This is a genomic window from Campylobacter sp. RKI_CA19_01121, from assembly GCF_025771295.1.
Taxonomy (GTDB): Bacteria; Campylobacterota; Campylobacteria; order Campylobacterales; family Campylobacteraceae; genus Campylobacter_D.
Map to the genome: position 1 here is coordinate 85,327 of NZ_JAKMQA010000002.1, position 14,490 is coordinate 99,816.

The 14,490-nt window shown below is 30.4% G+C and carries 13 protein-coding genes; 10 read left to right on the plus strand and 3 right to left on the minus strand.

The genetic code is table 11. From position 1 onward, the window contains the following. Positions 1-128: 128 nt before the first annotated feature. The 10 genes from rplM to L8T90_RS01455 all read left to right on the plus strand — a co-directional run bounded on the left by rplM (position 129) and on the right by L8T90_RS01455 (position 11,168). Positions 129-554: a 50S ribosomal protein L13 gene (rplM, locus tag L8T90_RS01410; protein WP_039617653.1), complete on the plus strand. Its 426-nt coding sequence runs from the start codon at positions 129-131 to the stop codon at positions 552-554. 2 nt (positions 555-556) lie between these two features. Next, the gene (gene rpsI, locus L8T90_RS01415) at positions 557-946 is read left to right on the plus strand and encodes a 30S ribosomal protein S9 (protein WP_039617655.1); all 390 of its coding nucleotides are present in this window, start codon (positions 557-559) and stop codon (positions 944-946) included. Between the two features lie 251 nt (positions 947-1,197). Further along, entirely contained in the window at positions 1,198-2,184 is a 987-nt protein-coding gene (locus L8T90_RS01420; RefSeq protein ID WP_263736505.1) for an OmpA family protein, read from the plus strand. A 3-nt stretch (positions 2,185-2,187) separates the two neighbouring features. Then, positions 2,188-2,832 (plus strand): HAD family hydrolase, encoded by a 645-nt coding sequence (locus L8T90_RS01425; RefSeq protein ID WP_263736506.1) that lies wholly within the window; start codon positions 2,188-2,190, stop codon positions 2,830-2,832. A gap of 117 nt (positions 2,833-2,949) precedes the next feature. Beyond that, on the plus strand, positions 2,950-6,504 hold the full coding sequence (nifJ, locus tag L8T90_RS01430; RefSeq protein WP_263736507.1) for a pyruvate:ferredoxin (flavodoxin) oxidoreductase: 3,555 nt from the start codon (positions 2,950-2,952) through the stop codon (positions 6,502-6,504). Positions 6,505-6,507: 3 nt separating this feature from the next. Then, on the plus strand, positions 6,508-6,831 hold the full coding sequence (locus L8T90_RS01435; protein WP_263678564.1) for a hypothetical protein: 324 nt from the start codon (positions 6,508-6,510) through the stop codon (positions 6,829-6,831). Beyond that, positions 6,803-8,194: a pilus (MSHA type) biogenesis protein MshL gene (gene mshL / locus L8T90_RS01440; RefSeq protein WP_263706625.1), complete on the plus strand. Its 1,392-nt coding sequence runs from the start codon at positions 6,803-6,805 to the stop codon at positions 8,192-8,194. Before L8T90_RS01435 ends, mshL begins: the two co-directional genes overlap by 29 nt. Then, complete coding sequence (locus L8T90_RS01445) at positions 8,175-8,504, plus strand: hypothetical protein (protein WP_263682753.1); 330 nt, start codon at positions 8,175-8,177, stop codon at positions 8,502-8,504. Before mshL ends, L8T90_RS01445 begins: the two co-directional genes overlap by 20 nt. Beyond that, entirely contained in the window at positions 8,497-10,011 is a 1,515-nt protein-coding gene (locus L8T90_RS01450; RefSeq protein WP_263736508.1) for a GspE/PulE family protein, read from the plus strand. Before L8T90_RS01445 ends, L8T90_RS01450 begins: the two co-directional genes overlap by 8 nt. Continuing rightward, positions 10,008-11,168, plus strand: a complete 1,161-nt coding sequence (locus L8T90_RS01455) for a type II secretion system F family protein (protein WP_263736509.1) — start codon at positions 10,008-10,010, stop codon at positions 11,166-11,168. The genes L8T90_RS01450 and L8T90_RS01455 overlap by 4 nt, the downstream gene beginning before the upstream one ends. On the opposite strand, the gene L8T90_RS01460 is transcribed toward L8T90_RS01455, so the two are convergent. The 3 genes from L8T90_RS01460 to flgK are packed head-to-tail and all read right to left on the minus strand — an operon-like array spanning position 11,165 to position 14,480. Further along, positions 11,165-11,917 (minus strand): TSUP family transporter, encoded by a 753-nt coding sequence (locus L8T90_RS01460; RefSeq protein ID WP_263736510.1) that lies wholly within the window; start codon positions 11,915-11,917, stop codon positions 11,165-11,167. The genes L8T90_RS01455 and L8T90_RS01460 overlap by 4 nt on opposite strands. Next, on the minus strand, positions 11,902-12,651 hold the full coding sequence (locus L8T90_RS01465) for a TIGR02757 family protein (protein ID WP_263736511.1): 750 nt from the start codon (positions 12,649-12,651) through the stop codon (positions 11,902-11,904). Before L8T90_RS01465 ends, L8T90_RS01460 begins: the two co-directional genes overlap by 16 nt. After that, entirely contained in the window at positions 12,651-14,480 is a 1,830-nt protein-coding gene (gene flgK / locus L8T90_RS01470) for a flagellar hook-associated protein FlgK (protein WP_263678571.1), read from the minus strand. Before flgK ends, L8T90_RS01465 begins: the two co-directional genes overlap by 1 nt. Positions 14,481-14,490: the final 10 nt, after the last annotated feature.

Below are 14,490 nucleotides of genomic sequence, written 5' to 3' on the forward strand. Positions count from 1 at the left end.
TGCTATTTTACTTTTATCTGCAAGAATTAATCAAAATATTTAAGCTTTAAATATTCTTAAATTAAGTATTAATTAAGTTAAAATAATTATAATCTCATTTTAAAAAAATTTTTGGCAAAGGTAAGATGATGACAAAGATAACAAAGCCAAACGAAGTAAAACGCGAATGGATCGTTTTAGACGCTGAAGGAAAGCGTTTTGGTCGTCTTTTAACAGAAGTAGCGACTATTTTAAGAGGTAAAAATAAACCTTGCTATACTCCAAATGTTGATTGTGGAGATTATGTAATCATTATCAATGCTTCTAAAGCAGTTTTCACAGGTGCAAATAAAGCAGAAGATAAACTATACCACAGACATTCAGGGTATTTTGGAAGTGTAAAAAGTGAAAAATTTGGTGATTTATTAGAAAAAAATCCAGTTAAATTATATAAATTAGCAGTTCGTGGTATGCTACCTAAAACAAACCTAGGTAGAGCTATGCTAAAAAAATTAAAAATTTATGCAGGTAGCGAACACCCTCATACTGCTCAAATTGCTAATAAAGGAAAATAATCATGGCAACAACATACGCAACAGGTAAAAGAAAAACCGCTGTAGCTAAAGTTTGGGTAAAAGCTGGTAGTGGTAAAATCATCGTTAATGGTATGGATTTAAACACTTGGCTTGGCGGACATGAAGCTATAAAATTAAAAGTAGTTCAGCCTTTATTAGTAACTAAGCAAGAAACTTCTATGGATATTAAAGCAACAACTTTAGGCGGTGGATACAGCGCTCAAGCTGAAGCTTTAAGACATGGTATTTCAAGAGCTTTAGCTGCTATGGATGCAGATTTTAGAGCATTATTAAAACCAAAAGGACTTCTTACTAGAGATAGTAGAACTGTTGAGCGTAAAAAATACGGTCGCAGAAAAGCAAGAAGAAGCCCACAATTCTCTAAACGTTAATCTTTTTTTGGATCCATTTTTGGATCCATTTTTTCTTTCATTTTTTAAAAAAATCATATTTTTTCATATATTTTAGTTTTGTTTAAAATTATAGGATTTTTTATTTATAATAAACTTTTATAATTTCAAAGTCCGATCAGGGAAACCTCCTTTTTGTAGTAAATTTAAGCCCCTTACCCAAAAGGGGCTTATTTTATTTTAATCTTCATTTTATATAATACCCCATTTATTTTCATTTTTAAGGATAGACGATGAAAAAAATCATAGGATTAGTTAGTTTAGTTAGTGCTTTGTTTGCTTTTGATACTAGCAAAATAGAAATCACTCCAACCTTTAACTACACAACTCCAGAAGGAAATTTAGATCTTAAAAATTATGGTGGAGTGGGATTGAGATTTGGTTATCATTATGATGATTTATGGCTAGATCAGGCTGAACTTGGCTTAGAGTATTATGATAATGCAAAATATAATAATCCAAACGATAATACACATACAGATACTAGTGTTTCAAGATTTTATGTAAATGCTATTAAAGGAATTGATCTGGCTAATCATGTATATTTATATGGTTTGTTGGGAACAGGTTATGAGTATTTGAGTCATGGAGCTTATGAAAATAAAAGTGGTATGTTTGCTCAATATGGTGCAGGTTTTAAATTTGCACTTGGAGAAGATTTGGCTTTAAGACTTGAAGCAAGAGATCAAATTAAATTCAATAATGGTGAACATAATTTGATTTCTAGTGTTGGCTTGAGTTTTTATTTTGGTAATAAAGCTCCAAAAACTCCTCAAACTGCAACTAAACAAATCGAAGAAAAACCGCAATCAAAACAAATCGATAAATCATGTCCAGAACCAAGAAAAGGTGCTTTACTTGATCATATAGGTTGTGAAAAAACAATAGCGCTTGAAGGACATTTTGGTTTTGATCAAATCACTATAAACCCTGAATTTGCACAAAAAATCCAAGAAGTAGGTAAGGTTTTAGAAGAAAACCCACAATATTATACTATTTTAGAGGGTCACACAGATAGTACAGGAACTAAAGCTTATAATCAAAAATTATCATTAGAGCGTGCAAAGGCAGTTGCGAAAGAACTTGAAAAATCAGGCGTAGCTAAAGAAAAAATTGCAACTAAAGGCTATGGTTTTGATAAGCCAAAAGTAAGCAATGATACTAAAGAAGGCCGTGCGCAAAATAGACGCGTGGAAGCAAAATTTTTCATTAAAGAATAAACTTTGTTAAAAAAGACAATTTTGTTTGACTTAGATGGCACTTTGATAGACTCTACAAGTGCCATTTTAGATGGTTTTGATGCTGCTTTTAAAGCTTTTGGCGAGCCTTTAAGAGATCATGGAGCCATTAAAGCTTTAATAGGTTTTCCTTTAGATGTAGCTTTTGAAAAACTTGGAGTGCCAAAAGAAAAAACAAGTGAGTATATTAATGCTTATAGAAGCGTATATCAAAAAATCTATATAGAGCAAACTTCTTTGCTTTCTTTGGCAAAAGAAAGTGTATATGAGGCTAGTTTGTTTGCTGATTTAGCTGTTGTAACGACTAAAAGTTCTAAATTTTCCAAACCTTTGCTAGATCATTTAGGGATAGGAAAATACTTTAAAGTCATTATAGGTAGAGATGATGTAACTCACCCAAAACCAAATGCTGAACCTATTTTATTAGCTTTAGAAAAATTATCTAAAGGTAAAGAAAATGCATTTATGATTGGAGATACTCATTTAGATATCCAAGCAGCTTGTAATACGGGTATTAAACCCATAGCAGTAAGTAGTGGTTATGAAAGCAAAGAAAGTTTAGCTAAATTTAAAATTCCACTTTTTAAAAATACTTATGAGGCAATAGAGCACATAAAAAATATCCGATAATTTCACACTCAAACCCCATACTCATAAATAATAAAAATTTTTTATCATTGTTTAAGACAATTCAAGATAAAGTAGCTATTGATTTTAAGTAATTATTTTAATTATAAGGATAATTAGATGAGTAAAATAATGAAAACAATGGATGGTAATGAAGCAGCAGCTTATGCAGCTTATGCATTTACAGAAGTTGCCGGAATTTATCCTATTACCCCAAGTTCACCAATGGCAGATTATACTGATATATGGGCTTCTCAAGGTAAAAAAAACCTTTTTGGAGTACCGGTTAAAGTTGTAGAGATGCAAAGTGAAGCAGGAGCGGCAGGGACGGTTCATGGTTCTTTGCAAGCTGGCGCTTTAACTACTACTTATACTGCCTCTCAAGGACTTTTATTAAAAATACCAAATATGTATAAAATCGCAGGTCAGCTTTTACCTGGGGTTATCCATGTGGCAGCTAGGGCTTTAGCTTCTCAAGCATTATCTATTTTTGGAGATCATCAAGATGTTTATGCTGCAAGACAAACAGGCTTTGCTATGCTTTGCTCACACTCTGTGCAAGAAAGTATGGATTTAGCAGGTGTTGCACACTTAGCAGCTATTAAAGGTAGAGTACCTTTTATGCATTTTTTTGATGGTTTTAGAACAAGCCATGAAATCCAAAAAATTGAAGTAATGGATTATGCGCATTTTGATCGTTTGCTTGACCGTGAAGCTTTGATGGAGTTTAGAAATTCCTGTCTAAATCCAGAAAATCCAAAAACAAGAGGTACAGCTCAAAATGATGATATTTATTTTCAAACAAGAGAGTTGGCAAATAAATATTATGAAGCTATTCCTGATATTGTTAATGAATATATGCAAGAAATTTCAAAAATTACAGGAAGAGAATACAAGCCTTTTGTATATTATGGGGATAAAAATGCAACACGCATTGTAGTAGCAATGGGTTCAGTGACTGAAGCTTTAAAAGAGGTTGTAGATCATCTAAACAGCAAAGGCGAAAAAGTAGGGGTTTTAAAAGTTCATTTATATAGACCATTTAGTTTAAAATATTTATTTGATGTAATGCCTCAAAGTGTTGAAAAAATTGCTGTATTAGATAGAACTAAAGAGCCAGGAAGTTTAGGCGAGCCACTTTATTTGGATTTAAAAAGTGCATATTATGGAAAAGAAAAAGCACCTTTAATCGTTGGTGGTAGATATGGACTTTCTTCAAAAGATGTTGATCCTGCTCAACTTCTAGCGGTTTTTGAAAACCTAAATCAAGCAAATCCAAAAGATGGTTTTACCATAGGAATTAATGATGATGTGACCTTTACTTCATTGCCTGTGGGAGAAAAAATTTCTTTGGGTGATGAGAGTACTATAGAGTGCCTATTCTATGGACTTGGTGCTGATGGTACTGTAGGGGCGAATAAAAACTCTATTAAAATTATAGGAGATAAAACAGACTTTTATGCGCAAGCTTATTTTGCTTATGATTCTAAAAAATCAGGTGGTTATACAAGAAGCCATTTAAGATTTTCTAAAAAACCTATCACTTCAACTTATCTAGTTTCTACACCGCATTTTGTAGCGTGTTCAGTGGCTGCTTATTTAGAAATTTATGATGTTTTAGCAGGCATTAGAAAAGGTGGAACTTTCCTTCTAAATAGTATTTGGAGTGCGCAAGAGACTATTAAGAAGATTCCAAATGCAGTAAAAAGGGTTTTAGCGCAAAAAGAAATTAATTTTTATATTATTAATGCTACAAAACTTGCTAGAGAAATAGGACTAGGTAGTAGAACAAATACAATTATGCAATCAGCGTTTTTCAAGCTTGCTAATATCATTCCTTTTGAAGATGCGCAAAAATATATGAAAGAATTAGCTTATAAATCATATAGCAAAAAAGGTGATGCTATAGTTGAGATGAATTACAAAGCTATTGATGTGGGTGCAGATGGACTTGTAAAAGTTGATATTGATCCTTCTTGGGCAAATTTAGCTGATGAAGCAAAAGAAGAAACTATAGCCTATAAAGGCACTGAGTTTGTTGAAAAAATCGCAAAACCTATGAATGCAGCTAAGGGAGATGATTTACCAGTTTCAGCATTTTTGGGTTATGAAGATGGTAGTTTTGAGCATGGTACTACTGAGTATGAAAAAAGAGGCGTTGGTGTTATGGTGCCAAGATGGATAGAAACTAATTGTATTCAGTGTAATCAATGTGCTTCAGTGTGTCCGCATGCGGTTATTAGACCTTTCTTGATTGATGAAGAAGAATTAAACAATGCTCCAGCAGGTGTAAAAGAACATAGTTTAAATGCAAAAGGCGTAAAAGAGCAAAAATTAAATTTCAAAATTCAAGTTTCGCCACTTGATTGTACAGGTTGTGAGCTTTGTGTGCATGAGTGTCCAACTAAAGAAAAATCTTTAGTAATGGTTCCACTAGGTGAAGAGCTTGATCATGGTGAGCAAGAAAATGCAGATTATTTATTCAAAAAAGTAAGCTATAAAGATAATATCTTAAATAGAGAAAATGCAAAAGGTATTCAATTTGCTCAACCTTTATTTGAATTCCATGGAGCATGTCCAGGATGTGGAGAAACTCCTTATATCACTTTAATCACTAGATTGTTTGGTGAAAGAATGATTATTGCTAATGCGACAGGTTGTAGTTCTATTTATGGTGGTTCAGCTCCTTCAACTCCATATAGAAAAAGTAATAAAAATGGTCATGGACCAGCTTGGGGTAATTCTTTATTTGAAGATAATGCTGAATTTGGTCTTGGTATGAAAATAGCAACTGAAACAACAAGACATAAAATTGAGCAAATCATGAATGAAAGTATGCAAGAAGTTCCTAATGCGCTTTCTGCATTATATAAAGAATGGATTGCAAATAAAGAAGATTCTAAAGCTTCTTTAGAGCTAAGAGATAAGTTAGTGCCATTGCTAGAAGAAAATAAACAGATTAAAACTGTAAATGATATTTTAGAACTGAAAAGCTATTTAAGTAAAAAATCACATTGGATTTTTGGTGGTGATGGTTGGGCTTATGATATAGGTTATGGTGGGCTTGATCATGTTTTAGCAAGTGGTGAAAATGTAAATATTTTAGTGCTTGATACTGAAGTGTATTCTAATACTGGAGGCCAAAGCTCAAAATCTTCAAGAACAGGTTCAGTAGCTCAATTTGCTGCAGCAGGTAAGCCAGTGCAGAAAAAAGATCTGGGTCAAATTGCTATGACTTATGGTTATATTTTTGTAGCTCAAGTAAATTCTAATGCAAATTATGCGCAATTGTTAAAAGCAATAATAGCAGCAGAAGCTTATGATGGACCTTCTTTGATTATTGCTTATTCTCCTTGTATAGCTCATGGTATTAAAGGTGGGCTTGGAAATTCAGGAAATCAAGCAGAACTTGCCACAAAATGTGGATATTGGCCAACTTATATTTACGATCCACGTTTAGAAGCAGAAGGTAAAAATCCTTTAACAATTTCTTCTAAAGAGCCTGATTGGGATTTGTATGAAAGCTTTTTAATGAATGAAGTGCGTTATAATTCTTTGAAAAAATCAAATCCTGAGCAAGCAAAAGAATTATTTGAAAAAAATAAAGCAGAAGCACAACGCCGTTATAGACAACTTAAACGTCTAGCAAGTGCTGATTTTAGTAATGAAAATTAAAATTTGCTTCGATTTTTACTTGTGAGTTTATGGGTGCTTAGTGCTTTTGGTGCTAAGTACCCATTTTTGAATCAAGATTGCAGTAATATTGATTTTTCTTTGATTCAAGATCCTTTTTTTCAAAAGACTACAAATATAAAATCTGATTTTTCTTTGCAAGCTATCATTTCTAATAAAGTTAAGATTAATGATAAATGGTATGCTTTAAATGATGATATTGAAGGTTTTAAGATTGTTGAGATTAAAAATTCTCAAGTTGTATTGATAAAGGAAGAAAAAATCATGGTTTTAAAATTGTATGAAAAAAATAATATTTTTATTTATTAGCATCTTAACTTTTACAAACGTTTTTGCTTCACAGTGTCATCAACGCTTTTTTGATATAAGTGTAGAAAATAAAACTTCTTTGATTGAAATTTTAAATGAACTTGGTAGAGAATGTGGTTTTAGCATTATAATAAAAGATTCATTAGCCAGAGAAAAGTTAAATCATACTCAAAACTATCTGCACATAAGAAAAATGTCTTTAAGAGAAATTTTTAAACTTTTATTGATGGAAAATAATCTTGCTTATGAATATGAAAAAAATATTTTAAAAATTTATGGAAGACAAGTTAAAACTTTTAAAGTGCATTATATAAGCTCTATTAGAGAAGGGCAAAGCATTACTAAAGCTTCAGTGGATTCAAGACCTAAACAGGGCGATTATGATAGTACTAAAGAAGCGGATAATTTGGTCATTAGCACGGATAAATTTGATTTTTGGGAAAAAATTTCAGAAGAAATACAAGCTTTATTAGATGAAAATACAACTAAACCTATTATTAATACTAATGCAGGGATTATCACTTTAAATGCTACTTTGTATGAGCTTACAAGGGTTGAAAAATATTTAAAAGATTTAAATAAAAGACTTAAAAAACAAGTTTTAATTGATGTAAGTATAGTTGCAGTACATTTAAATAAAAGTCATTCAAGTGGAATTAATTGGCAAGAGCTTGCTTTTAAACTTAATGGAGATGATAATGATTTTATAATCAATAAAGGCGGTGTTAAAAATATTAATCTTAAAGCTAATGTTGAAACTAAGGCTATTTTAAATTTATTACAAGAAAATGGTAAAACTACTGTACTTTCTAACCCAAAACTTATGGCACTTAATAATCAGCAAGCTATTATTTCCATAGGTGATACGATTAATTATCAAGTAAAAGAAAGCTCTAAGGGTACTGAAAATGGTACAACTATTAGTGAAACTTATAATAATTATTCTATTTTTGTAGGAATTTTACTAAATATTTTGCCAGAAATTTCAGATGATCATAAAATCATGCTTAGGATTAATCCTAGTTTGAGTGATTTTAAATATAGTGTTGATAATCATAGACAAAATAAACCAAGAAATATAGCACCAGATACTATACAAAAAAAGCTTTCTACTGTAGTTGAAGTTGATGATGGACAAACTTTAATTTTGGGTGGATTGATTAGTAAAAATACGATTAGTAACCATAATGAAGTAAGTGCTTTATCTAAGATACCACTTTTTGGTGCTTTATTTCAAGGAAAGCAAAATTTAGAAGATATTAGTGAAATAGTTTTTATCATCAAGCCAAGTTTAATAAGAGCTGATAAAAAAGTATTAAGTTTGAAAGAATTAGGTTTTGAACATGAAGATGATATGTTTTAATTTTTTAATTTGTTTGTCTTTTTTAAATGCAATGAATATTCAAAATGAAAGTTTTGAGCAAAATACATTCTATGAAAAATTTATTAATCACCCAAGTTATGAAAATGCTTTAAATTTGGCTAAATATTTTTATCAAATAAAAGATTATCAAAAGGCCGTTTTTTGGGCTATTGAGGCAAATGAATTTGAGTTGTTGGAAAAAGAAGCATGGCTAGTTTTTATCAATGCTAAATTAAAACTTGGAAAGCATGAAGATGCTTTAAGAGCTAAAGAAGAGTATGAAAAACTTTTAGGAAATTATTTTGAATGACGCAAAAACAATAAAAGCTTTAAATGAACTTTCTTTGCAAGAATTGGCTTTAGAGTATAAATTGGAAATTTTAGACTTAAATCAAACTCTTAAAATAGAAAAATATCTCCATGTTCTGCCTTTTTCTTTAATAGAACAATATAATATTTTTTGTTTTTATGAAGATGATGAAAATATTCATATAGCTTCTTTAAAACCTTTAGATGAGAGTATTTTAGAAAAAATACAAAATTTATACCGCTTAAAGGTTATTAAAATTTTTCTTTGTGATTTTACACAATTTAAATTCTTACTAGAAAGGATTAAATTTTTAATTTGCTTTCAAAACTATCTTGATAAATTAGAGCTTAATTTAAAAAGTGATGAAAATAAAGATGAGTTTTTATTAGAGCAGTTTTTGAATTTAATTTTAACTCATGCTTGTTTTTTAAGAGCAAGTGATATTCACTTGGAGCCTTTGGAAAATGAAGTTTTGATAAGATTTAGAATAGATGGAGAATTAAAATATATCCATAGTCTTGATGTGGATTCTTATCAGGCTTTATTAATGCATATAAAAATCATTGCCTTGCTTAATGTAGCCGAACAAAGACAAGCTCAAGATGGGAGTTTTTCTAAGATAATTTTAGAGCAAAAGTATGACTTTAGAATTTCAATTATGCCTTTGTTATTTGGGCAAAGTGTGGTGGTTAGGATTTTAAAACAAGATGAGCATGTTTTAAAACTTGATAGACTTTTTATTAAAGAAGAAAATTTAATCTATTTGAAAAAATACATGAACGCACCTTATGGTTTGATTTTATTTTGCGGGCCAACGGGGAGTGGTAAAAGCACTTTTATGCATGCTATTTTAAACGAGCTTGATCAAAATAAAAAAATCATTACTCTAGAAGATCCTATAGAATATAAACTTAAACATGCTCAGCAAATTTTGTTAAATTCTAAAACTGGTTTTGATTTTCACAAGGCTTTAAGAGCGGTTTTAAGGCAAGATCCTGATGTGATTATGGTGGGTGAAATCAGAGACGAGGAGAGTTTGGATATAGTTTTAAAAGCTTCTTTAAGTGGACATTTAGTTTTAAGCACCTTGCATACTAATGGTGCTATAGAAGCTATTTTTAGAATGAAACACATGGGTACAAAAGAATATTTAATAGCCTATGCGCTTAATTTGATCATAGCCCAACGTTTGGTAAGAAAATTATGTGAATGTAAAGTAGCTAACGATGAAAAATTTCATTTTCAAAATCAAGTTTTTGAAGGAAAATTTTATAAAGCAAAGGGTTGTGCTAAGTGTATGTATAGTGGATATAAAGGGCGTTTAATGGTGGCTGAGTTTTTATTTTTAGACCATAATTTAAAAAGTATGATAGAAAATAATGCAAATTATGAAAATATTTTAACATATGCTTTAAAAAAAGGCTTTTTAACTTTAGGTATGGATGCTTTGGAAAAAGTTAAGCTTGGTTTAACAAGTGTAGATGAGCTAAGAAAGATTGGTTTTTGAAAAAATTTATTATTTTTTATACCTTAAATAAAGAGCAAAAACAAAGTATAATTAAAGCCAAAAATCTATATGAAGCCAGAAATCTTGCACAAAAATCATTTGAAAATATTATTAGTGTTGAAGAATACCTTGGAACAACAAAACATAAAATTAAAGAAGAAGAGCTTATTTTTATCCTTAAAGATTTAAGTATGATTTTAAAAGCAGGATTAAGCTTACAAGAGGCTATTTTAGAATTTGCAAGATCAAATCATGATGCGCATATAGCTACAATATTTAGTATGATTTATAATAAACTCAAAAATGGAAGCTCTTATAATGAAGCTTTTAGAGGTGTTTTAAATTCTAGAGAATGTGCTGTTTTAAAAATTTGTGACGGTAAGGAGGATTTATATAAGGCTTTTGAGATTATCATTAATCTAAAAGAGAAAAACCTTCATAGTTTTAAGCAGTTTAAAAAGTCTATAACTTATCCACTTTTTGTTTTTACATGTATTATTTTAGCTTTTTTTGTACTGATGATTTTGGTTTTGCCTGAATTTAAAACTTTATTTTTGCAACTTGAACTAGATTTGCCAAAAATCACTCAAATTCTTTTTGTTTTAGGAGATTTTTTTAAACATTTTTATGTATTTATTTTATTAGGTATGGGATTTTTTATAATGCTTGCTTACTCTTTTAGAAAGTCTTTGTTTTTTCATAAAATTCTTTTTTATTCTCCCATTTTTGGAAAGATAATATTTTATCAAGATAAATTTTGTTTTTTCTTGATTTTTTCTTATTTATTGAAAGCAGGGGTGGATATAAAAAGAGCTTTTGAGCTTGCTTGTGAAGGTATAGAAAATCAATTTTTTAAAAACAAAATGTTTATTATAAAGACTTCATTTGAATCAGGACTTGATTTAGATCAAGCTTTTTTCAAAATAAAGCTTTTTGAATCTTTTGCGATAAGAATGTTAAATTTAGCTTTAAAAAGTTCTAAACTAGATGAGAGTACTTATGAGCTTGCTTTATTTTATGAACATAAAAAAGAAAATTACACTCAAAGACTTTTAAGTGTTTTAGAGCCTTTGATGACAATTTTTATGGCGAGTTTGATTTTAGTTTTAGCCTTGGGTGTATTTTTACCTATGTGGCAAATTAGTCAAGGAATTTAAGCAAGATAATCATAAGCAACCTTAGCTATAGTTAAAGCAACCATAGTTAAAAAGAGTTTTTTGATAAAAGTTCCTTGTGTTTTTAAGACTAGTTTTGAGCCTACAAAGGCACCTAAGACTTGGCCTATACCCATTAAAATACCAACTTTCCAAAGTACTTCATAAGAGTATAAAAACACCCCTAAAGCCACTACATTGCTAGTGAAATTTAAGATTTTAGTATTAATGCTTGCATTTTTCATACTAAAACCAAGAAATATTACACAAGCAAAAATCCAAAAAGACCCAGTTCCAGGCCCTAAAAAGCCATCATAAAAGCCAAGCAATAAACCAAAAGTGACTTGAAAGCTTGTGGCGCTCATTTTTGCTTCATTATGAACATTTCCTAAATTAGGTTTAAAAATAGTATAAAGAAAAACTAAAGCTAGGCATATTAGCACAATGATTTTAACAGCGTTTTGATCTATTAGTAAAACTGCATAAGTACCAACAACAGCTCCAATTGCGGTAAATAAAATACCTAAGGCAATTTTTTCTATATTCATATGTTTTCTATAAGATAAAACCGCAGTAAGTGAGCCAAAAGTGCTTTGAAGTTTATTGGTGGCTAGGGCTAAATGAGGAGGGATCCCGCAAGCAAATAAAGCAGGTATAGTAATAAGTCCACCACCACCTACAATCGCATCAACACAGCCTGCAAAAGCAGCAACAAAAAATAAAATCACATAATAAGTTAATTCAAGCTCCATAAGCTTTCCTTGTTTTGTCCGATTCTATATAGAGCAAAATCATATTTTATAGGATCTTGTGGATCAAATTTTTTAAGACTTTGAGTAAGCTCTAAAACACTTTTAAAATCATAAATCTTACGCTTTAAAAGCTTAAGTTTTAATGAAACTTTATGAGTATGGGTGTCTAAGGGTATGAGTAAATCTTTTTTATCGATATTTTTAAACAAACCCAAATCAAGCTCATCTTTTCTTACCATCCACCTAAGATACATATTGTATCTTTTTAAAGGACCTTTTGGAATGTTAAATTCTTTTGAAAAGAAAAACTCATAACCATAGCTTTTATAAGGATTAAGTTTATAAATTGTTTCTATAAAAGCTTTTATTGCATGTGTGATATTTTGTTCTTTTTGATAAGCCTTGGTAAAAATATTTTCTATGCCATCTTCATTTTTTAAGCGTTTAAGTGTGATAAAAATTTGAGCTATGTCTTGAGAGTTTTGAAAGCGGTATTTTAGATCTTTGCATTCTTTTTTAATAATCTCATCATTTCTTTCAAACAAGGAAAAATCAAGTTTTTTTAAAAAATTTACAATATTTTTAGCATTTCCATAAGCAAATAAAGCGCAAAGCAAAGCTATGGTTTCATCTTTATAAACACTTGCAATTTGCAAAGGATCAGGATGAGAGAAAAGCTCTTTTTGAGTATTTTTACTTAAAATAGCCTCATCTAAAAGAGCTTTAATTTGCATTAAGATTTTAAACCAAGTAAGGTTTCAAGCATTTGATCAACAGTAGTTACGATTTTAGCTGCAGCGCCATAACTTGCTTGATATTGTATAAGCGCTGCTAATTCTTCATTAGTATTTACACCACTTTTTGATTGATATTCTGCATAGGCTGTATTAAATACCGTCATATTAGTTGCATGCGCAAAACCATTGCTTTCAGCATCTGAAGCAATTTGACCTGTAAATTTTCTATAATATCCATCTAAAGACATAGTATCAACTGTACCATCTTTATTATAAAAATTTACTTTTTGATTTTGAAGTTGCAACATAGCATTAGCTACATCATTGTTTCCATCAACTCCATTTGAGCTTGCTTTTAAGCTATTTGGATCATTTCTAATGCTTGAATTTACATTGATATTGCTTGCATCTTGACCATTAAAAAACGAAGATACATTTAAAGCACCTGGGAAATTTGTACCATTGTCTTTAAAAGCTATTTTATAACCCTTTTTTAAGCCATTGATTTGGAAATTTCCACTATCACTTTGTCCATCATAATGATAAAAGGCTTGAAAAAAATCATTTAAATCATCACCACCTTGACCATTCTTGTTATCATCAATATCTGCATTGATTTGCTTAACAACATCTTCTATGGTGGTATTAACATCAATTTTTATAGTTCTAGTAGCAACAGGCTCACCTTTTTCGTTGTAAACTGTAATATCAAAGCTTCCTGCTTGGATATTTTTATCATAACTCATTAAAGAAGTATCAGGTTTTAAGCCTTTTAAATCATCCGAATTTACTTTATCAGTTGCTGCTTGAGCATAGACATTATTAGTTTGAGTTATAAGTGTTTTTGTAAAGGTATTGAGCATATCTTTATACTCTTGCAATTTTCCATCGCTGTAAGTATCGTGATTGCCATCATAGTTTCTACCTCTAAGGTCAAGCTGAGCTCCAAGTTGTCCACCTGAAATTTTACTAGTTAAATCATAGCGGTTTTCATCATTTACTTCATAATAAATTTGATAAAATCCATTAGGATTATTATCATCTAATTTTAAAGGATGAAAGCTAGAGCCATTGACTATGCTAAAACCTTGAATACTTAAATCATAATATCTTCCAGAATCAGTCATAGTAGATTCTAGGGTACTATCTTGAGAGCTTTTCCCTTTCCAAGCTACTGCATCAACTAATTTTGAAAGTCTAAGTTCAAGTTCATCTCTTCTATCTCTTAATTGATTAGCATTATCAGTAGGTAAAACTTCTTCATTTTCAAGTTGTTTGTTGATATTTGCAATTTCTTGACCAATATTATTGATCTCATCTACAGTTTGTCTGATTTGCTCGTTGACAGTTTGTTGCATTTTGCTAAGATCTTGTAGGGTTTTTTGTATGTTTTGAGTTAATGTATTTGCACTATTAACAAGATCTATTTTACTTGCTCCATCACTTGGATTAGAAGCAAAATTATTCCATGCATCATAATAATTTTTATAATCTTGTAAAATACCAGTTCCTTGCATATCAGGAAATCTTTGGCTTGCTTCTTGTAAAATTTGTCCTAAATAATTTGTATAATTTTGTTGAGTAGTGGCATTTTTTAACTCATAATAAGAGTGCTCATCGTGCAATCGTTTTATGGTATCAATTTGTGTACCTGTTCCTAAGTGTAAACCACCTCTATCAAGAGACATACCTGAGCTTTGCACAGCTCTTTGTCTTGTGTAAAACACTGCGTCTGCATTGGCAATATTATTACCTGTTGTGTTAATTTGAAGCTCAGCAGCTCTTATGCCACTAACTCCGGTATATAAGCTATCAAAAATTCCCATGACTTAGCCT

Excerpts from the sequence above, each read along its gene's own strand:
- nifJ (WP_263736507.1), top strand. The coding sequence starts at position 2,950 with ATGAGTAAAATAATGAAAACAATGGATGGTAATGAAGCAGCAGCTTAT.
- L8T90_RS01420 (WP_263736505.1), top strand. The coding sequence starts at position 1,198 with ATGAAAAAAATCATAGGATTAGTTAGTTTAGTTAGTGCTTTGTTTGCT.
- L8T90_RS01445 (WP_263682753.1), top strand. The coding sequence starts at position 8,175 with ATGAAGATGATATGTTTTAATTTTTTAATTTGTTTGTCTTTTTTAAAT.
- flgK (WP_263678571.1), bottom strand. The coding sequence starts at position 14,480 with ATGGGAATTTTTGATAGCTTATATACCGGAGTTAGTGGCATAAGAGCT.
- rpsI (WP_039617655.1), top strand. The coding sequence starts at position 557 with ATGGCAACAACATACGCAACAGGTAAAAGAAAAACCGCTGTAGCTAAA.
- rplM (WP_039617653.1), top strand. The coding sequence starts at position 129 with ATGACAAAGATAACAAAGCCAAACGAAGTAAAACGCGAATGGATCGTT.
- L8T90_RS01460 (WP_263736510.1), bottom strand. The coding sequence starts at position 11,917 with ATGGAGCTTGAATTAACTTATTATGTGATTTTATTTTTTGTTGCTGCT.
- L8T90_RS01465 (WP_263736511.1), bottom strand. The coding sequence starts at position 12,651 with ATGCAAATTAAAGCTCTTTTAGATGAGGCTATTTTAAGTAAAAATACT.
- mshL (WP_263706625.1), top strand. The coding sequence starts at position 6,803 with ATGAAAAAAATAATATTTTTATTTATTAGCATCTTAACTTTTACAAAC.